22 protein-coding genes, 1 pseudogene and 1 riboswitch are annotated in these 21,401 nt (G+C 70.0%); of the genes and pseudogenes, 11 read left to right on the top strand and 12 right to left on the bottom strand.

Annotation, left to right across the window (positions count from 1 at the left end; all coding sequences use genetic code 11):
- Nucleotide 1 precedes the first annotated feature (1 nt).
- Complete coding sequence (locus AXK61_RS20115) at nucleotides 2-1,060, bottom strand: alpha/beta hydrolase family protein (protein WP_068746842.1); 1,059 nt, start codon at nucleotides 1,058-1,060, stop codon at nucleotides 2-4.
- 147 nt (nucleotides 1,061-1,207) lie between these two features.
- On the opposite strand from AXK61_RS20115, the gene def reads away from it, so the two are divergent.
- Genes def through AXK61_RS20100 form a run of 3 tightly spaced genes read left to right on the top strand, consistent with a single transcriptional unit; the run spans nucleotide 1,208 to nucleotide 4,037 of the window.
- Nucleotides 1,208-1,747 carry a peptide deformylase gene (def, locus tag AXK61_RS20110; RefSeq protein ID WP_068569125.1) on the top strand — a complete coding sequence of 180 codons (540 nt, stop codon included), beginning with the start codon at nucleotides 1,208-1,210 and terminating at the stop codon, nucleotides 1,745-1,747.
- A complete protein-coding gene (locus AXK61_RS20105) occupies nucleotides 1,747-2,682 on the top strand; it encodes a methionyl-tRNA formyltransferase (protein WP_068569874.1) in 936 nt (311 codons plus the stop codon). The genes def and AXK61_RS20105 overlap by 1 nt, the downstream gene beginning before the upstream one ends.
- Nucleotides 2,628-4,037 (top strand): RsmB/NOP family class I SAM-dependent RNA methyltransferase, encoded by a 1,410-nt coding sequence (locus AXK61_RS20100; protein WP_414930015.1) that lies wholly within the window; start codon nucleotides 2,628-2,630, stop codon nucleotides 4,035-4,037. The genes AXK61_RS20105 and AXK61_RS20100 overlap by 55 nt, the downstream gene beginning before the upstream one ends.
- Here the strand turns inward: AXK61_RS20100 and AXK61_RS20095 are convergent.
- Together AXK61_RS20095 and AXK61_RS25925 are read right to left on the bottom strand one after the other, a co-directional pair.
- Nucleotides 4,034-4,978 carry an endonuclease domain-containing protein gene (locus tag AXK61_RS20095; protein ID WP_068569123.1) on the bottom strand — a complete coding sequence of 315 codons (945 nt, stop codon included), beginning with the start codon at nucleotides 4,976-4,978 and terminating at the stop codon, nucleotides 4,034-4,036. The genes AXK61_RS20100 and AXK61_RS20095 overlap by 4 nt on opposite strands.
- Nucleotides 4,979-5,097: 119 nt before the next feature.
- Nucleotides 5,098-6,069, bottom strand: a complete 972-nt coding sequence (locus AXK61_RS25925; RefSeq protein ID WP_068569122.1) for an LGFP repeat-containing protein — start codon at nucleotides 6,067-6,069, stop codon at nucleotides 5,098-5,100.
- A 163-nt stretch (nucleotides 6,070-6,232) separates the two neighbouring features.
- Here AXK61_RS25925 and rpe point away from each other — a divergent pair, with 163 nt between their 5' ends.
- The 7 genes from rpe (at nucleotide 6,233) to AXK61_RS20055 (ending at nucleotide 11,484) form a co-directional block, all read left to right on the top strand.
- On the top strand, nucleotides 6,233-6,910 hold the full coding sequence (rpe, locus tag AXK61_RS20085; RefSeq protein WP_068569873.1) for a ribulose-phosphate 3-epimerase: 678 nt from the start codon (nucleotides 6,233-6,235) through the stop codon (nucleotides 6,908-6,910).
- A 2-nt stretch (nucleotides 6,911-6,912) separates the two neighbouring features.
- Nucleotides 6,913-7,899: a bifunctional diaminohydroxyphosphoribosylaminopyrimidine deaminase/5-amino-6-(5-phosphoribosylamino)uracil reductase RibD gene (gene ribD, locus AXK61_RS20080; RefSeq protein WP_068746841.1), complete on the top strand. Its 987-nt coding sequence runs from the start codon at nucleotides 6,913-6,915 to the stop codon at nucleotides 7,897-7,899.
- Nucleotides 7,900-7,961: 62 nt separating this feature from the next.
- Nucleotides 7,962-8,120, top strand: a riboswitch (FMN riboswitch).
- A gap of 55 nt (nucleotides 8,121-8,175) precedes the next feature.
- Nucleotides 8,176-8,799 carry a riboflavin synthase gene (locus tag AXK61_RS20075; RefSeq protein ID WP_068746840.1) on the top strand — a complete coding sequence of 208 codons (624 nt, stop codon included), beginning with the start codon at nucleotides 8,176-8,178 and terminating at the stop codon, nucleotides 8,797-8,799.
- A gap of 2 nt (nucleotides 8,800-8,801) precedes the next feature.
- Nucleotides 8,802-10,049 (top strand): bifunctional 3,4-dihydroxy-2-butanone-4-phosphate synthase/GTP cyclohydrolase II, encoded by a 1,248-nt coding sequence (locus AXK61_RS20070; protein ID WP_068569119.1) that lies wholly within the window; start codon nucleotides 8,802-8,804, stop codon nucleotides 10,047-10,049.
- A complete protein-coding gene (ribH, locus tag AXK61_RS20065) occupies nucleotides 10,046-10,525 on the top strand; it encodes a 6,7-dimethyl-8-ribityllumazine synthase (protein WP_068569118.1) in 480 nt (159 codons plus the stop codon). Before AXK61_RS20070 ends, ribH begins: the two co-directional genes overlap by 4 nt.
- A complete protein-coding gene (locus AXK61_RS20060) occupies nucleotides 10,522-10,965 on the top strand; it encodes a 6,7-dimethyl-8-ribityllumazine synthase (protein ID WP_068746839.1) in 444 nt (147 codons plus the stop codon). The genes ribH and AXK61_RS20060 overlap by 4 nt, the downstream gene beginning before the upstream one ends.
- A 63-nt stretch (nucleotides 10,966-11,028) precedes the next feature.
- A complete protein-coding gene (locus AXK61_RS20055; RefSeq protein WP_068746838.1) occupies nucleotides 11,029-11,484 on the top strand; it encodes a PH domain-containing protein in 456 nt (151 codons plus the stop codon).
- 3 nt (nucleotides 11,485-11,487) lie between these two features.
- On the opposite strand, the gene AXK61_RS20050 is transcribed toward AXK61_RS20055, so the two are convergent.
- The 8 genes from AXK61_RS20050 to AXK61_RS20015 form a co-directional block, all read right to left on the bottom strand.
- A complete protein-coding gene (locus AXK61_RS20050; RefSeq protein ID WP_068746837.1) occupies nucleotides 11,488-12,975 on the bottom strand; it encodes an aldehyde dehydrogenase family protein in 1,488 nt (495 codons plus the stop codon).
- Nucleotides 12,972-14,552, bottom strand: coding sequence for a GMC family oxidoreductase (locus AXK61_RS20045; RefSeq protein WP_082789470.1), 1,581 nt, complete (start codon nucleotides 14,550-14,552; stop codon nucleotides 12,972-12,974). Before AXK61_RS20045 ends, AXK61_RS20050 begins: the two co-directional genes overlap by 4 nt.
- A gap of 136 nt (nucleotides 14,553-14,688) precedes the next feature.
- Nucleotides 14,689-16,152 carry a peptide MFS transporter gene (locus AXK61_RS20040; RefSeq protein ID WP_068746836.1) on the bottom strand — a complete coding sequence of 488 codons (1,464 nt, stop codon included), beginning with the start codon at nucleotides 16,150-16,152 and terminating at the stop codon, nucleotides 14,689-14,691.
- 58 nt (nucleotides 16,153-16,210) lie between these two features.
- Entirely contained in the window at nucleotides 16,211-17,206 is a 996-nt protein-coding gene (locus AXK61_RS20035) for a hypothetical protein (RefSeq protein WP_068746835.1), read from the bottom strand.
- A 104-nt stretch (nucleotides 17,207-17,310) separates the two neighbouring features.
- On the bottom strand, nucleotides 17,311-17,952 hold the full coding sequence (locus AXK61_RS20030) for a DUF4352 domain-containing protein (RefSeq protein ID WP_068746834.1): 642 nt from the start codon (nucleotides 17,950-17,952) through the stop codon (nucleotides 17,311-17,313).
- Between the two features lie 259 nt (nucleotides 17,953-18,211).
- Complete coding sequence (locus AXK61_RS20025; protein ID WP_068746833.1) at nucleotides 18,212-18,658, bottom strand: NADAR family protein; 447 nt, start codon at nucleotides 18,656-18,658, stop codon at nucleotides 18,212-18,214.
- Nucleotides 18,659-18,662: 4 nt separating this feature from the next.
- Complete coding sequence (locus AXK61_RS20020) at nucleotides 18,663-19,004, bottom strand: hypothetical protein (RefSeq protein ID WP_156485767.1); 342 nt, start codon at nucleotides 19,002-19,004, stop codon at nucleotides 18,663-18,665.
- Between the two features lie 59 nt (nucleotides 19,005-19,063).
- Nucleotides 19,064-19,879, bottom strand: coding sequence for a hypothetical protein (locus AXK61_RS20015; RefSeq protein ID WP_068746831.1), 816 nt, complete (start codon nucleotides 19,877-19,879; stop codon nucleotides 19,064-19,066).
- A 258-nt stretch (nucleotides 19,880-20,137) separates the two neighbouring features.
- Here AXK61_RS20015 and AXK61_RS20010 point away from each other — a divergent pair.
- A pseudogene (locus tag AXK61_RS20010) lies at nucleotides 20,138-21,001 on the top strand (type I restriction-modification system subunit M); the annotation flags it as partial.
- A gap of 8 nt (nucleotides 21,002-21,009) precedes the next feature.
- On the opposite strand, the gene AXK61_RS25780 reads toward AXK61_RS20010, so the two are convergent.
- A partial coding sequence (locus tag AXK61_RS25780; protein ID WP_156485766.1) for an IS30 family transposase occupies nucleotides 21,010-21,401 on the bottom strand: 392 nt, incomplete at its 5' end.

Below are 21,401 nucleotides of genomic sequence, written 5' to 3'. Positions count from 1 at the left end.
TCTATTTGCCCCCGCGTGGGCGGAATTCATCGGTGTAGCCCAGGATCGACTTCTGCACCACGGGCCAGTAGCGGTTCTGGGACTGCGAGGGCAGGTAGACGTTGTGGCCCGCGCCGGGGAGCAGCACGGCGGTGCCGCGGCCGCCCTTGGCGGCGAGGGTGGTGATGAAGCCTTCACACCCGGCCGGCCGGACGATGCGGTCCGCGGTGCCGTTGTAGCAGGTCACAGGCACCTTCGGGTTGATGTTCTGGATCGGGTCGGCCACCGCGAACTGCTGCGGGAACTCTTCGGGCAGACCTAGGAACAGCCTGGTGTTGACGTTGCCGTCAGCCACTGCGCGGCGCATGTCGAGGACGCCGCCCATGGACACTACCGCCGCGGGCGTCACCGCGGGCACGCTGCCCATGGCGCCGGGCGTCAGGATGGACCGCGCCGCGGCCCACACCGCGAGCTGGCCGCCCGCGGAGTGTCCGGCGACGACGACGTCGTTCAGGTCGAGGTTCGGGGCGTTCAGTGCCTTGACGGTCTGCAGGAAGTCGATGGCCGCTGCCGTGTCGGTGAGGGTCGTCGGGTAGCCGCCGCCCGCGCCGATCCGGCGGTACTCGACGTTCCAGACCGCCACGCCGTGCGAGACGAGCGAGCGCGCCATCTCCGACATCGACGACGCCGCCGACGGGGTGCGCCAGCCGCCGCCGTGCAGCAGCACCACGACGGGGATCTGCGCGGGCAGCTCGATCGTGGTGTGGGCGCTGAGCGGGCCGCCGGAGGGGTTCTGCTGAATCGCCGGGTTAGTGGGCAGGTACAGCTCGCCGTAGTTCTGCTCGGGATCCGACACGCCGTCCGGCACCGTGTAGACGATGCGCTGAGGTTGCGTGACGGGGAACTTGCCGACGAGCGACGCGGGGTTCACCGGCGGGTACGTGATCGACGGTGCCGCCGGAGCGGTGGACGACGGGGCACCCGGCCCCCCCTCGTGGACGGGGGTGCAACCCGTGCCGATCAGCACGGAAAGGCATACGGCGGCGCCGATCAGCGGCCGCCGGGCGCGCGCGAACTGCACGTCGACCCTCTCTCGCCCGGCGGGGCGGTTCTGTGGCGTTTCCGAGCCGAATCCTAAGGCAACCCTGCCTCAAGTCCTAGCGCGGGCGCGTTCGTGTGGCCTCCGGGCCGCGCACCCGTGGCGCGATCCGGGCTGGATAATAGGGGGATGAGCGTGCTCCCCATCCGCATCTATCCGGACCCGGTCCTGCGTACTCCTGCGGACGAGGTGACGGTCTTCGACGCCGATCTCGCCCGGTTGGTGGACGACATGATCGACACGATGCACCACCACAGCGGTGCGGGGCTGGCAGCGCCCCAGGTGGGGGTGAGCAAGCGCGTGTTCGTCTACGGCTGCGGCGGCCGTGAGGGGCACATCGTCAACCCCGTCTGGCGCGCCGTCGGTGAGGAGATGCAGACGGCGGCCGAGGGCTGCCTGTCGATCCCCGAGGTCCGCGGGGAGTGCACGCGCCACATGAACGTGATCGCCGAGGGGGTCGACGTCACCGGCGCCCCGGTGGTCCTCGAGGGCACTGAGATCCTCGCGCGCTGCATCCAGCACGAGACGGACCATCTCGACGGCGTGCTCTACCTGAGCCGGCTCGAGCCCGAGGAGCGGAAGGCCGTCATGCGGGTCATCCGCAGTTCGCCGTGGTTCACCGACCCCGCCGCGACGCTCGCGGCCGGGGCGGCGGGAGGCCGCGCCTGATGCGGCTGCTGTTCGCGGGCACGCCGGAGCCCGCCGTCCCGGCGCTGCGGGCCCTGCTCGACTCGGACCACGAGGTGGTCGGCGTGCTGACCCGCCCCGACGCCCGCTCCGGGCGTGGCCGCGGCGTCCGGCGCTCGCCGGTCGGGCAGGTCGCCGACGAGGCGGGGATCCCCGTCCTGACCCCCGCGACGCTGCGCGATCCCGAGGCGCGCGCCGCGATCGTCGCGCTCGCCCCCGACTGCTGCCCCGTCGTCGCCTACGGCGGGATGATCCCGCCGGACCTGCTCGACGTGCCCGCCCACGGCTGGATCAATCTGCACTTCTCGCTGCTCCCGGCATGGCGCGGCGCGGCGCCGGTGCAGGCGGCGCTCGAAGCGGGGGACGAGCTGACCGGCGCGTCCACCTTCCGCATCGAGGAGGGCCTCGACACCGGCCCCGTTTTCGGGGTGCTCACTGAGCGCATCCGCCCGGACGACACCTCGACGGTGCTCCTCGCGCGCCTCGCGGAGTACGGCGCGGAGTTGCTCACGCGGACCGTCGACGGGGTGGGCGCGGACGCGCTGCAGGCGCAGCCACAGTCCCCCGACGGGGTCTCGCACGCCGCGAAGGTCACCGTCGACGGTGCCCGGGTGCGGTTCGACCGTCCCGCCGGCGCCGTGGACCGGCACATCCGGGCCATGACCGACGCGCCCGGCGCGTGGGTCCCCTTCGGCGATGCGCGGCTCAAGCTGGGCCCGGCCACCGTCGACGGGGAGACCGCGGGCCTGGCGCCCGGTGAGCTGCGCGTGACCAAGCGGGCCGTGTTCGTGGGCACCGCGACCGCCGCGCTGCGGCTGGGTAGCGTGCAGCCCCCGGGGAAGAAGCCCATGCCCGCCGCCGACTGGGCGCGGGGAGCGCGCATCGAGGACGGCACGATCATCGGAGTGGACCAGTGACCGATCCCGCCCGCCGCGCCGCGCTGCAGACCCTCGCCGCCGTCCGGGAGCGTGGCGCCTACGCGAACCTGGTGCTGCCGGGGCTGCTGCGCGATGCCCGACTCAAGGGACGCGACGCCGCCTTCGCGACCGAGCTGACGTACGGCGCCTGCCGGGCGCAGGGCCTGCTCGACGCCGTGATCGAGAACGCCTCGGGGCGTTCCGTTTCCGATATCGACGGCCCCGTGCTGGACGCCCTGCGGCTCGGTGTCTACCAGCTGTTGCGTACTCGTGTCGGTGCGCACGCGGCCGTGTCCGAGACCGTGGACTCGGTGAAGGAGAGCTCGGGGCGCGGCGCGTCGGGGTTCGCGAACGCGGTGCTGCGCAAGGTGTCCCGCGACGATGAGGACACGTGGGTCACGCGCGTCGCGCCGCCTGCCGCGGAGGATCTGCTGGGGCACCTGGCGATGCAGTACGCGCATCCGCGGTGGATCGCGGAGGCGTTCCGGGAGTCGCTGCGCGCGAACGGGATCACGTCGATGGGGCAGCTGCAGGCGCTACTGGCCTCCGACGACGCCCGGCCGCCCGTGCACCTCGTCGCGCGGCCCGGGGAGATCTCCGCCGACGAACTCGCTCTGATCGTGGAGGGCGAGGTCGGCGTTCTCTCGCCCTACGCGGTGTACCTGCCCGGCGGCGATCCCGGTGCGCTGGAACCGGTCCGGGACGGTCTCGCGGGCGTGCAGGACGAGGGCTCGCAGCTGGTGGCCCGCGCCGCGGCGGTGGCGCCGCTCGAGGGTCCCGACGGTGGCCGCTGGCTCGACCTGTGTGCCGGGCCGGGCGGCAAGGCCGCGCTGCTCGGCTCGCTCGCCGCGATCGACGGTGCGCGCGTCGACGCGGTGGAACCCGCCGAGCACCGCGCCGAGCTGGTCCGCAAGGCGGTCAAGGGGCTCCCCGTGGACGTGCACGTGGCCGACGGTCGCGCGTCCGGCCTCGAACCCGGCTACGACCGGGTGCTCGTGGACGCGCCGTGTTCAGGCATCGGCGCGCTGCGCCGCCGCCCGGAGGCGCGCTGGCGCAAGCAGCCCGCCGACGTGGAGCAACTCACCGTTCTGCAGCGCGAGCTGCTGACGGGGGCCGCCGCGCTGACCCGCCCGGGCGGCGTGGTGCTCTACGCGACCTGTTCCCCGCACGTGGCCGAGACCCTCGGCGTCGTCGGCGACGAGGAACTGCTCGCGACCGCCGGACTGGAGCGGATCGACACCCGCCCGCTGGTCCCGGCCACCGACCTGCCCCTCGGCGACGGCCCGCATGTGCAATTGTGGCCGCACCTGCACGGCACCGACGGCATGTTCTTCCAGGCCCTCCGCAAGCTCTAACCGAATTGAACACCGTTATGGAGAATCTGACCTGCGGTTTCGTCCTCCATAACGGTGTTCAATCGGTGGATCGTGGGGAGCTTCAGGGGCGGGACCGTCGGCGACGGTCCGCGCCAGCCTCGCGCCCGTAGCTCGCGGGCGACGCGATCGAGGAACGCCGCTCGTCCGCTCAGCAGCATCGGGGAGGTCACGCGGATGATCGTCCATCGTTGATCGGTGATGGCGTTCCATCGGGCGATGTCGATGCGCTGTTGCTCCTTCGAGCGGTGGTAGCCGCCGTCGTATTCGATGGCGACGCGGTACCGCGCCGAGCCCAGGTCGACGTGGAACGGGGTGCCGGGCACGGGTTGCTGGGGGCGGAAGAAGTCGAGGCCCGACCGGTGGACGACGAGCCGCGAGTAGGTCTCCCAGGGGGAGTGCGCTCCGGTGCTGGACTCGTCGAGTACCTCCCGGACGCGGTTCGCGCCGTACAGACGCGGGTGCGTGTCGAGGTATCCGAGGATGGCCGGCTTGGTCGTGAGCGAACGCCCCTGCCGGTCGATTCGGATGAATTGGTCGACGCCCACGATCTTCTCGTCGCCCTCGGCGAATCGCGCCAGATCGACGGCGGAGCGGACCACGGAGGTCGTGACGCGCCCCTCGACGGCGACGACGTCCTCGGGCGGCAATCGACCGCACCGGACGACCACTCCCTGCCGCCGCACCTGCGAGGGCAGCCAGATCTCCGGCCGATGGCCCTCGGCGTACTCGATGCCGTGCAGGGTCGCCGCGCTCCAGCCGACGAAGACCAGCCCCGGGTAGGCCAGCTCGAGCGCATCGCGAATGTCGTCGACGGACGGCGCCGAACCGCCGTCGTGGCGAATGCCGCGGATGACGGACGTGGACTCTTCCCGCACCGCGTGCTCGGTCCGTCCGAGGAGTAGCTCACTCTTGCGTCCCATCACATCAATTGGACGCACCAGCTCTGCGATCGGATCCCTACCCCACGAATTGAACACCGTTATGGAGAGTCCGACCTGCGGTTTTGCTCTCCATAACGGTGTTCAATTGGGGGGGAGGGCTAGGCCTTGAGGACGCCGCCCTTGGTGAACTCCTGCGTCAGCGCGCCGCCGGGGCCGGGCTTGGCGTCGCCCTTCGGGTAGCCCATGCCGAAGGCGCCGCCGCCCTTGACCCACTGGTCCTTGATCTTGCCGGAGACGACATGGGCGCCGTTCTCGGGCGACCACACGATCGAGCCGTTCTGGAAGTCGTTGTACGCACCCGCGACCGAGCCCGCAGTGGGGCCGCCGACGGAGAGCTCGCTCATGAGCGGTGCGCCGAGCTTGCCGGTGGGGCCGCCCTCCTTGAGGTAGAGGTCGCGGATCGCGCCGGTGACGCCGGCGGCCTTGCCGCCGTTGACCTTCGGGTTCCAGTAGATGGTGCCGTTGGTGAACTCCTGCACCTTGCCTCCGGCCGCGTCCTTCTCGACGCCGAGCGGCTGGCCGTACTTCTTCTGGCCGCCGTCCTTGGTGAAGGTGTCGTTGATCGCGCCGGTGACGGCGAACTTCAGCGGCTCGTCGGGCTTGGCGTCGGTCGCGGTGGTTGTGGACGTCGCGGCCTGGCCGGCGAGGAGCTGACCGAGCAGCTTCTGCGCATTCGGATCGCTGCCGAACATCTTGACCAGCGTCGCGACGTCGGTGGTGGGCAGCTGCCCGGTGGCGAGGATCTGCTGGACGCCGGGGATCTTGGCGAGCTCGGTGAGCGCGGGCTGTGCCGACGCGGGAACCGCATTGGCGGTCGAGACGAGCGGGGTGTTGGCAGCCGCGGGAGCTGCAGCCGCTGGCGCTGCCGCGGGGGCCGCAGCAGCCGGAGCCGCGGCGGGAACTGCAGCCGCAGCCGGAGTCGCTGCTGCAGGCGCTGCGGGAGCAGCCGGCGCGGCGGGGGTCACGGGGACGGCCGGGACGGCGGGTTCGGCGAGGGCGGGCCCCGCGGCGAGGAACGTGGCGGCGGCGACGGCCACGAACGTGGTCAAGGTGGTGCGTGCGATCCGCATGACGACCTCTCAACAATCGGCGGCACGAGTGTTACCCGTGTGACTAATGATGCCGATGTTACTAAAGTGATCAATCGAATTCAATGAGGCTCAGCGACCGCGCGTCGCATCGCGCCGCGCGCACCGACCGGTCGACGGAACCGGACCACATACAATGCTGCGCATGTCCTCGCCGATGATCGCGCCGTCCATCCTGTCCGCCGACTTCTCCCGGCTCGGTGCCGAGATCGAGGCCGTGGGCGGCTCCGAGGGCGCCGACTGGGTGCACGTGGACGTGATGGACAACCACTTCGTGCCGAATCTCACGCTGGGCCTGCCCGTGGTCGAGAGTCTGTTGAAGGCCACGTCGATCCCGCTCGACTGCCACCTGATGATCGACGATCCCGCCCGCTGGGCGCCGCCCTACGCGGAGGCGGGCGCGTACAACGTCACCTTCCACGCCGAGGCCAGCGACGACCCGGTCGCCGTCGCCAAGGACATCCGCGCGGCGGGCGGCAAGGCGGGCCTGGCGATCAAGCCCGGCACCGCCTTCGACCCGTACATCGAGATCCTGAAGGACTTCGACACGCTGCTGGTGATGAGCGTCGAGCCCGGCTTCGGCGGCCAGTCCTTCATCGCGGAGGTCCTCGACAAGGCCCGCGCGGCCCGCAGGCTCGTGGACTCGGGCGAGCTGCGCCTGGTCGTCGAGATCGACGGCGGCATCAACGCCGACACCATCGAGCAGGCCGCCGCCGCGGGCGTCGACTGCTTCGTGGCCGGCTCCGCCGTCTACAACGCCGCCGACCCGGCCGAGGCGCTCCGCAAGCTCCGCGCCCAGGCCGCGGCCGTGCCGCGCGTCTGACGGTGGACCTGCAGGCCGCACTCGCGCTGGCCGTCGAGGAATCGACGGCCGCCCGCGGGATCAGCACGCCGAACCCGCCGGTGGGCGCCGTGATCCTGGCGGCCGACGGCACCGTCGTCGGACGGGGCCGCACGGCCCCGGCGGGCGGGCCCCACGCAGAGGTCGTGGCGCTGGCGCAGGCCGGCGACGCGGCACGCGGCGGCACCGCCGTCGTCACCCTCGAGCCCTGCGACCACACCGGCCGCACCGGCCCGTGCACGCAGGCGCTGATCAGGGCCGGTATCGCTCGCGTCGCGTACGCCGCGGCCGACCCCAACCCCCTCGCCGCCGGGGGCGCCCACACGCTCCGCGCTGCGGGTGTCGACGTGGAGCACCTCGACGTCGAGCCGTGGCCGCTCACCGAGTGGATCTTCCGGCAGCGGCACGGCAGGCCGATGGTCACCGTCAAGCTGGCGGCCACCGTCGATGGGCGGATCGCCGCCCCGGACGGAACCAGCCAGTGGATCACCGGGCCCGCCGCGCGGGAGCGGGCCCACGCCGAGCGTGCGAAGCTCGACGCGATCATCGTGGGCACGGGCACCGTCCTCGCCGACGATCCGGCGCTCACGGCCCGCACGCCCGACGGTGCGCCGTACCCGCACCAGCCGACCCGGATCGTCCTCGGGAAGCGGGACCTTCCCGCCGCCGCGAGGGTACTGACCGGCCCCGGGGCAGCGCAGCACGTCCGCAGCCGCGACCCGCACGCCGCGCTCGAGGCCACCGGCGACGCCGTGAACGTCCAGGTCGAGGGCGGTTCGACGGTGCTCGGCGCGTTCTTCGCCGCGGGCCTCGTCGATCGGGTGCAGGCCTACATCGCTCCCGTGCTGCTCGGCGCGGGGCTGCCGGCGGTCACGATCCCTGGCGTCGGGACGCTCGCCGACGCGACCCGGTTCCACCTGGAGTCCGTGGAGCGGCTCGGCGAGGACGTGCTGCTCACCCTGTTGCGCTGAGCTTGCGTTCGCCGTGAGCCCAATACTTGGGGCCGGAGCCGGTGAGTGCTACCTTCGGAAGTGGAAGTTCTCAGGGCGGGGTGCGATTCCCCACCGGCGGTGATGGACTCCGGGCGATCCCGGTGTTCGAGCCCGCGAGCGCCCCACCGCGAGGCGGGGGTCAGCAGATTCCGGTGCGATCCCGGAGCCGACGGTCATAGTCCGGATGAAAGAGAACTACGCGGGGCGTTCCCGCGTCGTCGTGCCGCCCTGAGACCGAAGTGGCAGGAGCGGCGGATGTTCACCGGCATCGTCGAAGAGCTGGGCGTGATCACCGCCCGCGAGGATCTCCCGGATGCGGCCCGGTTCACGGTCCAGGGCGACCTCGTCACCTCCGATGCGAAACACGGCGATTCGATCGCGGTCAACGGCGTCTGCCTCACGGTCGTGACCGTCGAGAGCGGGGCGTTCACGGCCGACGTCATGGAGGAATCGCTGCGCCGCAGCTCGCTGAGCAAGCTCGGCCCGGGCGACCGGGTCAATCTCGAGCGCGCCGCCGCCGTGAACTCCCGCCTCGGCGGGCACATCGTGCAGGGCCACGTCGACGGCACCGGCCACGTCCTCGGCCTCAGCCCATCCGAGCACTGGACCGTCGTGCGGCTCGCGCTGCCGCGGCATCTGGCCCGGTACGTCGTCGAGAAGGGCTCGATCACCATCGACGGGGTCTCCCTGACTGTCTCGGCCCTCGGGCAGGGTGTGACCGGTGACGACGAGCAGCACTGGTTCGAGGTCTCGCTGATCCCGACCACCCTCGACCTGACCAACCTGGGCGGGGCCGAGCCCGGCACCGTCGTCAACCTCGAAGTGGACATCGTCGCGAAGTACGTGGAGCGCCTCGTGACGCTCAAGGAGGAGAAGTAGCCATGACCAGGTTCGATTCCATCGAGCGCGCCATCGAGGACATCGCCGCGGGCAAGGCCGTCGTGGTGGTCGACGACGAGGACCGGGAGAACGAGGGCGATCTCATCTTCGCCGCCGAGAAGGCGACGCCCGAGCTGGTGGCCTTCATGGTCCGCTACACCTCCGGCTACCTGTGCGTGCCGCTCGACGGCGCCACCTGCGACAAGTTGGGCCTGCCCCCGATGTACGCGACCAACCAGGACAAGCACGGCACCGCGTACACGGTCACCGTCGACGCCAAAGCCGGTGTCGGTACGGGGATCTCGGCCGCGGACCGGGCCACGACGATGCTGAAGCTGGCGGATCCCGCCTCGACCGTCGAGGACTTCACCCGCCCCGGCCACGTCGTCCCGCTGCGCGCGAAGGAGGGCGGCGTGCTGCGCCGGCCCGGGCACACCGAGGCCGCGGTCGACCTCGCGACCATGGCCGGCCTCGCGCCCGCCGGCGTGATCTGCGAGATCGTCTCGGAGAAGGACCCGGGCGGCATGGCCAAGTCGGAGGAGCTGCGCGTCTTCGCCGACGAGCACGGCCTCGCGATGATCTCCATCGCCGACATGATCGCGTGGCGCCGCAAGCACGAGAAGCACGTCGTGCAGGTCGCGTCCGCACGGATCCCCACCCGATACGGCGACTTCCAGGCCGTGGGCTACACCTCGATCCACGACGACGTCGAGCACGTCGCGCTGGTCAAGGGCGACATCACCGCCGACGGCGGCGCGGACGTCCTGGTCAGGGTGCACAGCGAGTGCCTGACCGGTGATGTCTTCGGCTCGCTCCGCTGCGACTGCGGCCCTCAGCTCGACGCCGCCATGGAGATGGTGGCGCAGGAGGGCCGCGGCGTGGTGCTGTACATGCGCGGCCACGAGGGCCGCGGCATCGGCCTCATGCACAAGCTCCAGGCCTATCAGCTCCAGGACGGGGGAGCGGACACCGTCGACGCCAACCTGCAGCTGGGCCTGCCCGCCGACGCCCGCGACTACGGTCTCGGCGCGCAGATCCTCGTCGACCTCGGCATCACCTCGATGCGGCTGCTCACCAACAACCCGGCCAAACGCGTCGGGCTGGACGGCTACGGCCTGCAGATCACCGAGCGGGTCGCGATGCCGCTGCGCGCCAACGCCGAGAACATCCACTACCTGCGCACCAAGCGCGACCGCATGGGCCACGACCTGCGCGACCTCGACCACTTCGACCAGGGAGGTACCGCGTGAGCGGCGCTGGGATCCCCGACATCACGCTCGACGGTGCCGCCGACCTGCGGCTGGCGATCGTCGCCTCGCGCTGGCACGACACCGTCTGCGAGGCCCTGCTCGCGGGCGCCGTCCGCACGGCCGAGGCTGCGGGCGTGCGGCACGTCACCGTCGAGCGGGTGGCGGGCGCCGTCGAGCTGCCCGTCGTCGCGCAGGAGCTGACGAAGACGCACGACGCCGTCGTCGCGCTGGGCGTCGTGATCCGCGGTGGTACTCCGCATTTCGAGTACGTCTGCGATGCGCTGACCGCGGGCCTGCTGCGCGTCTCGCTCGACGCCGGCGTCCCCGTCGGGAACGGCGTGCTCACCACGAACACCGAGGCGGAGGCCCTCGACCGCGCCGGACTGCCGGGCTCGGCCGAGGACAAGGGCGAGCAGGCGGCGTCGGCGGCGCTCGACACCGCGCTGACCCTGCGCAAGCTGCGGGCCGGCCGATGAGCCGGATCGCCCTCGTCCAGGCCACCTGGCACCGGAACATCGTCGACCGGGCACGGGACGGGTTCGTCGAGGAATGGGCACGGCTCGGGCACGACGGTGCCGACGTGGACGTCTTCGAGGTGCCCGGGGCCTACGAGATCCCGCTCACCGCGAAGCGCCTCGCCACGACCGGGAAGTACGCGGGGATCGTCGCCGCGGGCCTGGTCGTCGACGGCGGCATCTACCGGCACGAGTTCGTCGCCACCGCGGTCATCGACGGACTCATGCGCGTCCAGCTCGACACCGATGTCCCGGTGTTCTCCGTGGTACTCACCCCGCACCACTTCCACGAGCACGACGAGCACACCGCGTACTTCGAGCGGCACTTCGTCGGCAAGGGCGCCGAGGCGGCTCGCGCGGTCGACGCGACACTGGCGCTGCACGCGAGCCTGCCGGCGTAACCATCCGCAGGCCACCGACTGTGCGCGGAGGTCAGGGGCGCGACATCGGTAGAATCCGGACCCGTGACCGCTGAACCCACCACACAGCCCGTGCTCGACGTGACCCCGCGCAAGATCAAGGTGTACGCCTGGGTCCTCGCGGGGGTCCTGGTCGTCGGGCACACCGCGGTCGCCCTCCTGCTCAAGGCCGGCGGGAACACGGGACTCACGTTCCGGACCTCGGACCAGGCGGGCATGGTCCTGATCGGCGTGGTCCTGGCGTGCGGGGCGCTGCTGTTCACGCGGGCGCGGCTGCACCTCGGCCCGGACGGGGTCACCGTCCGCAACCTGCTGAACGAGAACACCTACCCGTGGGACGTGGTGCAGGGATTCACCTTCCCCGAAGGATCGCAGTTCGCGCACCTCGATCTGCCGCACGACGAGTTCGTCGCGATCTGGGCCATCCAGGCCCGCGACGGCGAACTCGCGGTGCAGGCGCTGCACCGCGCCCGCGAGATCGCCGCCGCGTACCGGGCCTGAGCCCTACTTGATCGTGCCGCTGCGACCGTGCAGCAGCGTCATCAGCTGCGTGAGCTGACCCTCCTGCGCGGCGGTGCGCGCGAAGCTCGTGAGGTTCAGCAGCGGGTTGAACCGCTTGCGGGCGATGCCCTTCGAGTAGGTGAACTCGCGGAGGCCGTCGGCGCCGTGGATCCGGCCGAAGCCCGATTCGCCGACGCCGCCGAACGGGATGTTCGGCACGCCCGCGAAGGTGATGATGCCGTTCACCGAGGCCATGCCGGACCGGATCCTGTCCGCCAGCTCCATGCCGCGGGCCTTGGAGAAGACCGTCGCGGCGAGGCCGTACTTCGTCGCGTTCGCGTACTCGACGGCCTCGTCCATCGTGTCGACCTTGGCGACCGTCACCGTCGGTCCGAAGGTCTCCTGCGTGACCGCGATCGAGTCCTCCGGGACGTCGACGAGCACCGTCGGCCGGACGAACCGTTCGCCGACGGCGTCGATGCCCCCGACGAGGGCACGGCCGCCGCGGGCGAGGGCGTCCTCTATGTGCGACTTGATGATCGGCAACTGGCTGGGCATGGTGATCGGGCCGATCTTGGAATCGTCCGAGTCGTTCGCCGTGACCTCGCGCGCCTTCGCGACCAGCTTCTCCAGGAACGGGTCGTAGACGTCCTTGTGCACGTAGACGCGTTCGACGCCGACGCAGGTCTGGCCCGCGTTGGCGAAGGCGCCCCACGCGGCGGCGTCGGCGGCGGCGTCGAGGTCGGCGTCGCGGTCCACGAGGAAGGCGTCCTTGCCGCCGGCCTCGATCACCACCGGCGTCAGCGTCTCGGCGCAGGCGGCCATGACCTTCTTGCCGGTGTTGGTCGAGCCGGTGAAGGCCACCTTGTTCACGCCGGAGGTGCACAGCGCGTTGCCGGTCTCGCCGAGACCCGTCACGGTCTGCAGCACCGGGCGGCCCACGGCCTCCTCGAACGTGCGCGCCAGCCACACGCCCACGCCGGGCGTGTACTCCGAGGGCTTGAAGACCACGGCGTTGCCGGCGGCGAGCGCGTACGCGATCGAGCCCATCGGGGTGAAGACGGGGTAGTTCCACGGCCCGATCACGCCCACCACGCCGAGCGGGTGGTAGCGCACCGTCGCCGACTGGTTCGCCATGACCAGGCCCGAGCCGACCCGACGGGGACCGAGGACCTTCTTGGCGTGCGACGCGGCGTAACCGAGGTGGTCGATGCCGAGCGCGGCCTCGAGGAGCGCGTCGCCGTGCGGCTTGCCGGTCTCGTCGTGGACGATCTGCGCCAGCTGGTTGATGCGGCGGGTGATGACGCCCTTCCACGTGTTCAGGGCCTTCTTGCGGCCCTCGAAGCCGATCTCCTGCCACCAGTCGGCCTGCTCGCGGGCGCGCGCCACGACGGCGTGCACGTGGTCGGTGGAGTGGATGGGGTACGACTCGACCACGTCGCCGGTGCGCGGGTTGAGCGAGTCGAAGGTCTTCGTGTTCGCTGCGGTCATGCTGACTTCCTGATCTCGTCGGCCGCCTTCTCGGCGATCATGATGGTGGGGGCGTTCGTGTTGCCGCGGGGGACCTTCGGCATGACGGAGGCGTCGACGACGCGCAGTCCCTCGACGCCGCGGACCCGCAGCTGCGGATCGACGACGGAGTCCTCCCCGGAGCCCATCGCGCAGGTGCCCACGGGATGGAAGAGCGTCTGCGTGTAATCGGCGACGAGCGTACGGATCTCGTCCTCCGACGGGGACTCGCTGATGTGCCAGGGCTTGCCGAGGTAGCGCGCGATCGGGCCCTGCGCGGCGAGCTCCATCGTCGCCTTCACTCCGGCCACCAGTGCGTCGAGGTCCTCCGGCGCGTCGAAGTAGTTGGGCTCCAGACGCGGCTTGAAATCGGGGTTCGCCGAGCGCAGCCGGAGCGTTCCCCGGCTCCGCACGTCCACCAGCGTCGGGCCGAGCATGATGCCCCGACGGTGCGTCTCGTGCAGCAGGTTGTCGTAGACGCCCGCCGGCATCACGTGGAACTGCAGGTCCGGGTGCTCGAGATCCTCGCGGGAGCGGAAGAAGCCGCCCGCCTCGGCGCCGTTGGACGACAGCGGGCCGGTGCCGGTGAGCTTCCAACGCAGGAGGTTTCCCACGTTCTGCGTCTCGAGCAGGTCGAAGGTGCCGTGCGTGTCGTAGTCGACGGGGACCATGGGATGGTCGTGCAGGTTCGCTCCGACGCCCGGGAGGGCGGCGCGCACGTCGATGCCGTGCTCGGCGAGGTGCTCGGCGGGGCCGACCCCCGACAGCATGAGCAGCTGCGGGGAGTTGATCGCCCCGCCGGAGAGGATCACCTCGCGGCGGGCGCGCGCGGTGTGATCGGCGGCGTGCTGCCGGAAGAGCACCCCCGAGGCGCGGTCACCGTCGAACTGGATGCGCCGCGCGGTGGCTCCCAGCGCGACCGTGAGGTTGGGGCGCGAGCGCGCCGGCTCGATGTAGGCCTTGTCGGTCGACCAGCGCCGGCCGTTCTTGCAGGTCACCTGGTAGAGGCCGGCTCCGTCCTGGGACGCGCCGTTGAAGTCGTCGGTCGGCTTCAGGCCCCACGAGACCGCGGATTCGACGAAGGCCGTCGAGAGGGGGTGAGTGAACCTGCGGTCCTCGACGTGCAGCGGGCCGTCGGTGCCGTGCAGGGGGCCGCCGATGCGCGTGTTCCCCTCCGCCTTGACGAAGTACGGCAGGACGTCGTCGTGCGACCAGCCCTGCGCCCCGTGATCCTGCTCCCAGGCGTCGTAGTCCGCATGATTGCCGCGGATGTAGATCATCGCGTTGAGCGACGAGCAGCCGCCGAGCGCCTTCATCCGCGGCCAGTACGCCGGGCGGTCGTTCAGGTGCTTCTGCGGCGTGGTGGTGTAGTTCCAGTCCCACTTCGTCTTGAACATCGCGGAGAACGCGAGGGGGATGTGGATCTCGTCCGCGTCCGCCTCACCTCCGGCCTCGAGGAGCAGGACGGAGACGCCCGGATCCTCCGACAACCGGGCCGCCATCACGGCTCCCGCGCTCCCGGCCCCCACCACGATGTAGTCGTACTCGTCCGCCGGCAATGCCGCTCCTCGCCTCGATCCAGTCCTTGGTGTCGAAGCTACTCGGGAGTACGGGTCGCGTGAAGAGGTTCGGGCAGGTTCTCAGGCCCGACGGTGCGCCGCGCCGGGCCCCGTCATCCGGCCCCGGCCCGGCGCGTCACGCGACTGTGGGCGCGAGGCGCTTGATCATCGGGGAGAGGGCCACGACGATCAGGCCGATCGCGATGGCGGTGCCGCCGAGGATCAGGAAGTACGGCGCCTCGTCGTCCTGGTCGTAGAAGGTCGCGAGCCGTCCGGCCAGGGCGGTGCCGAGGCTGATGGAGAGGTAGTTCAGCGCCACCATCTGGGTGGAGAACGCGCGCGGCGCGAGCTTGGTGGAGACGGACAGGCCGACGGGGGAGATGCACAACTCCGCGAGCGCGAAGATGAGCATGATGCCGAGCAGCCCGATCAGCGGCGCCGTGTTCGTGCCGGCGGGCATGAGGAGGAAGGCCAGGAACGCGACGCCGATCCCGACGGTGCCGATCGCGAACTTGATCGGGGTGCTCGGCTGGCGCGGGCCGAGCTTCGTCCAGAGCGCGGCGAACACCGGCGCGAAGATGAGGATGTACACCGGGTCGACGGACTGGACCCACGACGCCGGGAACTCCCAGCCGCCGATGCTGCGGTCGAGCCGCTCGTCGGCGTAGACCGCCACGAAGGTGAACATCTGCTGGAACAGAGCCCAGAAGGCGGCCTGGGAGAGGAACAGCGGGATGAAAGCCCTGACGCCGTTGCGCTCGGCACCGTCGACGCGGGAGCTGCGCAGGAGGAAGACGAAGTAGGCCAGCGAGACCGCGGCGACGGCGAGGATGACCACATCGACGAGGTTCCCCGCCGTGATCACACCGGTGACGATCAGCACGAAGACAACCGCGAGAACGGTGGCCGTGCCCATGGCGACCCGCTGGATTTCGCTGCGAGAAGCGGGGTTCGGCACCGTCTGGCTGATCGGCGGCAGCATCCTACGGGTGAGCGAGTACTGGAACAGCCCGAGTGCCATGCCGACCGCGGCAAGGCCGAAGCCCCAGTGGAAGCCCTGCGTGTCCTGCAAGTAGCCGGTGAGCAGTGGGCCGATGAAGGCGCCGAGGTTCACGCCCATGTAGTAGAGCGAGAAGCCGGCGTCACGGCGGGTGTCGCCCGCCTCGTAGAGGTCGCCGACGACCTTGGTGGCGTTGCCCTTCACCCCGCCGGCTCCCAGGGCGACGAGCACGAGTCCGATTCCGACGCCGGCAGCGCCGGGGATCACCGCGAGCGCGATGTGGCCCGCCATGACGAGGCACGCCGAGTAGAACAGGGCGCGCTCGGCGCCCAGCAGTCGGTCGGAGATCCACGCGCCGGCCACCGTCGAGAGGTAGACGAATCCGCCGTAGGCGCCGACGATGCCGAGCGAGGTGGGCTTGTCGAAACCGAGGCCGCCCTGCGACGCCGAGTAGTACAGGTAGTACGCGAGGATCGCCTGCATCCCGTAGAACGAGAAGCGCTCCCACATCTCGACGCCGAACAGGTTGACCAGCGGGAGTGGGTGTCCGAAGAAACGGGTGTCGGGCTTGTAGCCCACCGGGGTGTGAGGATTGCTCATTGCCCGATGAAACCATGTCCTGGTCGCGCGGCGCGTGGTTCGCGCCGCGCGGCGGGGCTCAGCGTAGGAGGTTGGTCCGCGCCACCTGTTCCCGGAGGAAGTGGAACTGGGTGTCGAGGCTGGCCTGCAGGTCGCGCAGTTCGTCGGCGTGGCCCTGGAATCGCCGGGCGTCCGCCTCGTTGCCGACCGCGTCGCGGTAGAGCTGGTCGAGCAGCTCGCGGTGCGCGCCGGTGCTGGTGCGGTCCAGGAGCTGCAGGTCGTTCAGCAGGCGTTCGACGGGGCGGAGCTCGCCCAGGTACTCCGTGAGCGCCGCGACGTGATCGCGCAGGGCGTTCTCCGCCATGCGAGCGGCCTGCGTGTACTCGTCGACGTGCTGGGCCAGGGCGTAGGACACCGAGGACTCGCCCGACGGCCGCGGCGTGTCCGTGCGCATCCGCCAGACGCGGTAGGCGCGGTGACTGATGTCGTGCAGCGTGGCATCGAGGTTGATGCGGACCCGGTGCTGGTCGAGGATCGGGTTGTTCCACGCCGGTGAGCGGCGGATCTCCTCGGTGAGCAGCACCGCGAGGCCGAGGAGACGGGTCTCGACGCGGGTATCGCCGGGTTCCGCGTCGGGGTTCCACGCCGGCATCCGGTCTGCCTGGAAGGGCCACGGGTTCGCCGCCAGCCGCGCCTGCTCCTGCGCGGCCAGGCGCTTCTTGTGCTGCGTGAGCTGCCAGACGCGGAATCCTGCCAGGCCGCCGCCGACGAGGAGGAGCGCGACCAGGCCGGAACCGAGCGCGTAGCCGCTCACGAAGACCGCGATGGCGCCGAAGATCCAGACCCACGCGGGTACGCCCCACGGCTCGCGGCGCTGGGGGATGGACGCGAGGTACACCGGATTGTTGCTCGCGGTGTAGCGACGGAACGCGTCGTCGATGGTGCTCGGCCGCAGTCGCTGCAGGTAGTGGGACGCGTCCCGCGCCGCGACCTGTGCCTGCTCCCGCCCGATCGGCACCGCGTCGGCTGCGGCGATGACCCGCGCCGCCAGCTCCTGAGGGACTGTATCCGCCATCTCGAACCTCCTCCTGTCACCTCCGAATGTACCGACGAATCGGCCTCCAGCGCCCGCAGCGCCCCGGCCACTCTTGCGGACAGTGGTCCGGGGCGCTCCCGGCCCTACATCAGGGCCACCTTCGCCCCGCCCGAGAACATCGAGTCGTGCAGCTCGATGCTGGCCGCCGACGCGTCCTTGGGCATGTCGAAGACGACCTTGACCTGGACGGTGTTGCCGGGGTTGATGTTGTCCCACACCGGCACGTCGGAGTCTCCGAGCGCGATCTGCGCCATCGAGTCGGACTCGAAGGTGCGACCCTGCGCGTCCTTGAGCTTCTGCGAGCTGGGGGAGAAGCTCTGCGGCTTGGTGCCGATGTTCTTCACCGTCATGGAGACGACGACGAACTGACCCTGCGCCTTCTTCGCCAGGTACGGGTTGTCACCGACTTCTGCGAGCCCGGCCTCCACGCCGGTGACCACGAACTCGAACTTGCCGTCGCGGACCGCGGTGTTCAGGCCGGCCACCTTCGCAGCGGTGGCGGCCGCGCTGCCGCCGGGCGCCGAGCCCGCGTCGTCCTTGTTCCCGCCGCCGGTGGCGACGGAGACGATCACGATGAAGGCGATCACGGCCAGCACGATCCACGGCCACTTGCGCTTCTTCTTGGCGGGCGGGGTCGGCGGGGCGGGGTACGGGTAGAGCTGACCGGGCGCGGGCCGCCCCTGGTCGGGCTGGCCGGGCTGCAGCGGGAAGGGCTGCTGAGACATGATGAATCCTCATTTCCAGAGATGGGGGAATCGCCGATCGGCGGGAAGTGCCGAACGGCGTGAAACGGAGCCGTCGCCGGCTCGGGTGATCAGGTGACGACGGTGCGCCGAAAGCGGACCGTCAGGATCGGTGACTGTGAGCGTCGATCGGAATGCTTGTGCGTGCGGTCAATTCATCCTCCCCAGGACCTGATGGAAGAAGCATCGCATCGACCACTGACAAGTTTTCGCGGCGATCTCGACTGAAATCGATAGCTGCTCAAAGGAATAGGAGGTGGCGGAGACGTTCGCGCATCAGGAGCACGCCGAGGGCGTTCCCGCCGTCGAAGTTCCGGTGCGTGTCACACGTGCACGACCCCCACACCTGGTCGTGCCAGGTGTTGCCTTCGATCAGGGTCGCGCCACCAGTGGCGGCGAGCCGACGGGCGAGCGCGGCATCGTCGAACTTGGCGGCCAGCACGTCGGCCATGGCGTCGAACCGAACGCGGTCCCAGTCGTCGACGAGGGTGACCGAGCGGCCGATCCGTTTCGCCTCCGCGGGTGTCGGAGCAGTTCTGATCCGCTCGATGCTACGTTCGTCCGTGGTCTTCGCGGACATGAAAGCGTGCTCGGCCGTGGGGAACTCGCGTCCGCGGAACAGGACGCGCGCCGGATAGAAGTTCGAGAGGAAGAAGTTATCCCCTCGGAAGGCGTCGATGACTCTCATCGCGTCAGGCCTCTCGTCCGCAGAGTTCTTCGGGGCAACCGTGCCACGTGTTGACCGCTTCAACGATCGCCCGGGCCGCGAGCGGCGGCGGGTACGCCTCGGCGAGGTCGGTGAACTTCCGGATGCACCGCTCGACGTGGTCGTCGAAGAACGCGCACGTCTCGATCAGGTGGAACTCGTCCGCTACGCATTCGAGGACCCGGTGGTGCGGGACGAGGCGGGAGAACCATCCTTCGACCTCGTCGACGGTGAGCGCACAGTCCGGATTGCCGCACTCGCACGGGTACAGGGGCAGTGACACCTCGATGACGGGAGGCGTCGAGACGGCGGCAGTGGTGGTGATCATCATGGTCATCCCTTCTGGGATCGTCGGAGAATCGTGTCGAAGAATGTGCTTGCGGTGGCCTACGCGGCGTGGGACGGATCGGGTCGCTGTTCGCGCGGCGGAGGAGGATTCACCCACCGCGCTCGCGCGTCGAAGTCGTCGGCCAGCAGATCGCCGGCGATCACCCGATGGGTGTCGGTGGTGATCACGGTGTCGGGGTCGATGACGGCCAGATCCTCGTCGGAGTACGCGACGGGGACGAACCCCGATTCGTCGAGATGCGTGAGCAGCACGGCCCGGTGCGTGTCCATCCCCGCCTCCATATCGGCGATCCGCTGCATCTGGTCGGGGAAGATCCGAGTGAGGTCGTCGCCCGCGAGCCACAGCTGGACGATGCGCGGGTTGATTCCGGTTGCGTGTCGCAACGGCTTCCACGTCAGGCCCAGCATCGCCAGCCGGACCAGGAAGGCCGCCTTCTGTTCGGCGGTGGACTGTTCCGAATCGGTGAGGCTGTCGATCACGAGCCGGGCGTCGGGGCAGGCAGCCGCGGCGCGCCCGGCGCAGACCCGGTGGAGTGCTGCGTCCGCGATCACGGTGCCGCCCTCCGCAGCCTCGTCGTCGGTGCGGTAGGTCCTGATCACACCCGTCGTCTCGGCCCGGGCGATCAGCGACGCGGTGATGGTGTCCGCGAACTTCTCGATCCGGGCCAGGCGTACGACGGCCATATCCAGCGCCGGCCCGAGCGAGCGGTTGCGCTCCCAGACCTCGATCGTCGGTACGCGGTACCCGAGCATGCGGTGCAGGCTGTCGCGGTTGTGCAGGCCGAGCGCTGCACGACGCGTTCGCAGGTCCGCGCCGCAGAATGGGATGAGGACGGGGGAGCGGTTGCCGGTCATGGTGGTTCTCCTGACGCTGTGAGTGCGCGGTGGTGTCCGCGGCTGGCGTCGTTTCGGACCAGCCGCATAGAATGCGCCGCCCCACTGACAAGTTCTTGTTTCAGCAGGTCGCGCAGTGGTTTCGCGACCGATCCGGTCGGGCTATCAGAACTTGTCGGTGCCCCGGTGCATCCTGATCGGCTGCGCTGGAGATACCGGGCGGCGAAGGAGGATGAGATGTCCGTCAGCGACGATCGGCTCACCGCTATGGTTGGCCGGGTGATCACCGGAGACCTCAAAAACAAGATCGACCGCGTCTGGGACGCCTTCTGGTCCGGCGGGATCAGTAACCCGCTCGAGGTGATCGAGCAGATCACGTACCTGCTGTTCATTCGTCGGCTGGACGAGCTGCAGCGGCTCAAGGAGCGCGAGAACGAGATCCTCGGTGAGGGCATCACCAACCCGATCTTCGAGCCCGGCCAGGAGGAACTTCGCTGGAGCGCCTTCCGGCACGAGGCCCCTGCGGAGATGTTCGCGACCGTCGGCCAGAAGGTGTTCCCGTTCCTGCAGAACATGGGCACCGACGGCTCGACCTACTCCGAACACATGAAGGACGCCCGGTTCACCATTCCCACACCGGCGTTGCTGTCGAAGGTCGTCGACATGCTCGACGACATCCCGATGGAGAACCGCGACACCAACGGTGACCTGTACGAGTACATGCTTTCCAAGCTGTCGACGTCGGGGACCAACGGCCAGTTCCGCACGCCGCGACACATCATCCAGCTGATGGTGGACCTCATGGAGCCGAAGCCCGGCGACGCGATCTGCGACCCCGCGTGCGGCACCGCGGGCTTCCTTGTCGCGGCAAGCGAATACGTGCGTGAGAACCATCCGGAGGCGATGTCGAACGACTTCCAGCGGACCCAGTTCCACCGCTCGATGTTCCACGGCTACGACTTCGACAGCACCATGCTGCGCATCGGCTCGATGAATATGCTGCTGCATGGCGTGGAGGAGCCCGACATCCGCTATCGCGACTCCCTTTCCGAGGGTGCCAGCGGCGACGCCGAGAAGTACACTCTGATCCTCGCGAACCCGCCGTTCGCCGGCTCGCTCGACTACGAGGCCACCTCGAAGGACCGGCGATGTCAACTCGTGGAAGCAACAGCGCTGGTCAGTAGTAGTTTCTCGAACACCTCCCGGGGTGTGCGGAAGCCGAGGCAGGCTCGGGGGCGTTCGTTGAGTTCGCGGGCGATGGAGTCCAGGTAGGGCTGATGATCGGTGATCTCGGTGCCCTTGGGCAGGTACTCACGGATCAACCCGTTGGTGTTCTCGTTCGTCGGCCGCTCCCACGGCGACCGCGGGTGGGCGAAGAAGATCGGCAGGTCCGCGGCGACGGTCACCGACGCATGCTCGGCCATCTCGGTGCCTTGATCCCAGGTCAGGCCCTGTTTCATGAACGCGGGCAGACCTGCCAGGTGGTCGATGAGCACGTCGGCGACACCGTCCGCGTGCTTCCCGCCGGGCAGCCCGAGGATCA

Origin of the sequence: Tsukamurella pseudospumae, from assembly GCF_001575205.1 — a bacterium.
GTDB classification, from domain to species: domain Bacteria; phylum Actinomycetota; class Actinomycetes; order Mycobacteriales; family Mycobacteriaceae; genus Tsukamurella; species Tsukamurella pseudospumae.
This window is presented reverse-complemented; position numbering and strand designations above follow the sequence as displayed.

What these genes read in the sequence shown, in the direction of transcription:
- AXK61_RS20095 (WP_068569123.1), bottom strand. Translation starts at nt 4,978, where the DNA reads ATGGGACGCAAGAGTGAGCTACTCCTCGGACGGACCGAGCACGCGGTG.
- AXK61_RS20020 (WP_156485767.1), bottom strand. Translation starts at nt 19,004, where the DNA reads ATGATCACCACCACTGCCGCCGTCTCGACGCCTCCCGTCATCGAGGTG.
- def (WP_068569125.1), top strand. Translation starts at nt 1,208, where the DNA reads ATGAGCGTGCTCCCCATCCGCATCTATCCGGACCCGGTCCTGCGTACT.
- rpe (WP_068569873.1), top strand. Translation starts at nt 6,233, where the DNA reads ATGTCCTCGCCGATGATCGCGCCGTCCATCCTGTCCGCCGACTTCTCC.
- AXK61_RS20105 (WP_068569874.1), top strand. Translation starts at nt 1,747, where the DNA reads ATGCGGCTGCTGTTCGCGGGCACGCCGGAGCCCGCCGTCCCGGCGCTG.
- AXK61_RS20025 (WP_068746833.1), bottom strand. Translation starts at nt 18,658, where the DNA reads ATGAGAGTCATCGACGCCTTCCGAGGGGATAACTTCTTCCTCTCGAAC.
- AXK61_RS20030 (WP_068746834.1), bottom strand. Translation starts at nt 17,952, where the DNA reads ATGTCTCAGCAGCCCTTCCCGCTGCAGCCCGGCCAGCCCGACCAGGGG.
- AXK61_RS20050 (WP_068746837.1), bottom strand. Translation starts at nt 12,975, where the DNA reads ATGACCGCAGCGAACACGAAGACCTTCGACTCGCTCAACCCGCGCACC.
- AXK61_RS20015 (WP_068746831.1), bottom strand. Translation starts at nt 19,879, where the DNA reads ATGACCGGCAACCGCTCCCCCGTCCTCATCCCATTCTGCGGCGCGGAC.
- AXK61_RS20035 (WP_068746835.1), bottom strand. Translation starts at nt 17,206, where the DNA reads ATGGCGGATACAGTCCCTCAGGAGCTGGCGGCGCGGGTCATCGCCGCA.
- AXK61_RS20060 (WP_068746839.1), top strand. Translation starts at nt 10,522, where the DNA reads ATGAGCCGGATCGCCCTCGTCCAGGCCACCTGGCACCGGAACATCGTC.
- AXK61_RS20040 (WP_068746836.1), bottom strand. Translation starts at nt 16,152, where the DNA reads ATGAGCAATCCTCACACCCCGGTGGGCTACAAGCCCGACACCCGTTTC.
- AXK61_RS20070 (WP_068569119.1), top strand. Translation starts at nt 8,802, where the DNA reads ATGACCAGGTTCGATTCCATCGAGCGCGCCATCGAGGACATCGCCGCG.
- AXK61_RS25925 (WP_068569122.1), bottom strand. Translation starts at nt 6,069, where the DNA reads ATGCGGATCGCACGCACCACCTTGACCACGTTCGTGGCCGTCGCCGCC.
- AXK61_RS20075 (WP_068746840.1), top strand. Translation starts at nt 8,176, where the DNA reads ATGTTCACCGGCATCGTCGAAGAGCTGGGCGTGATCACCGCCCGCGAG.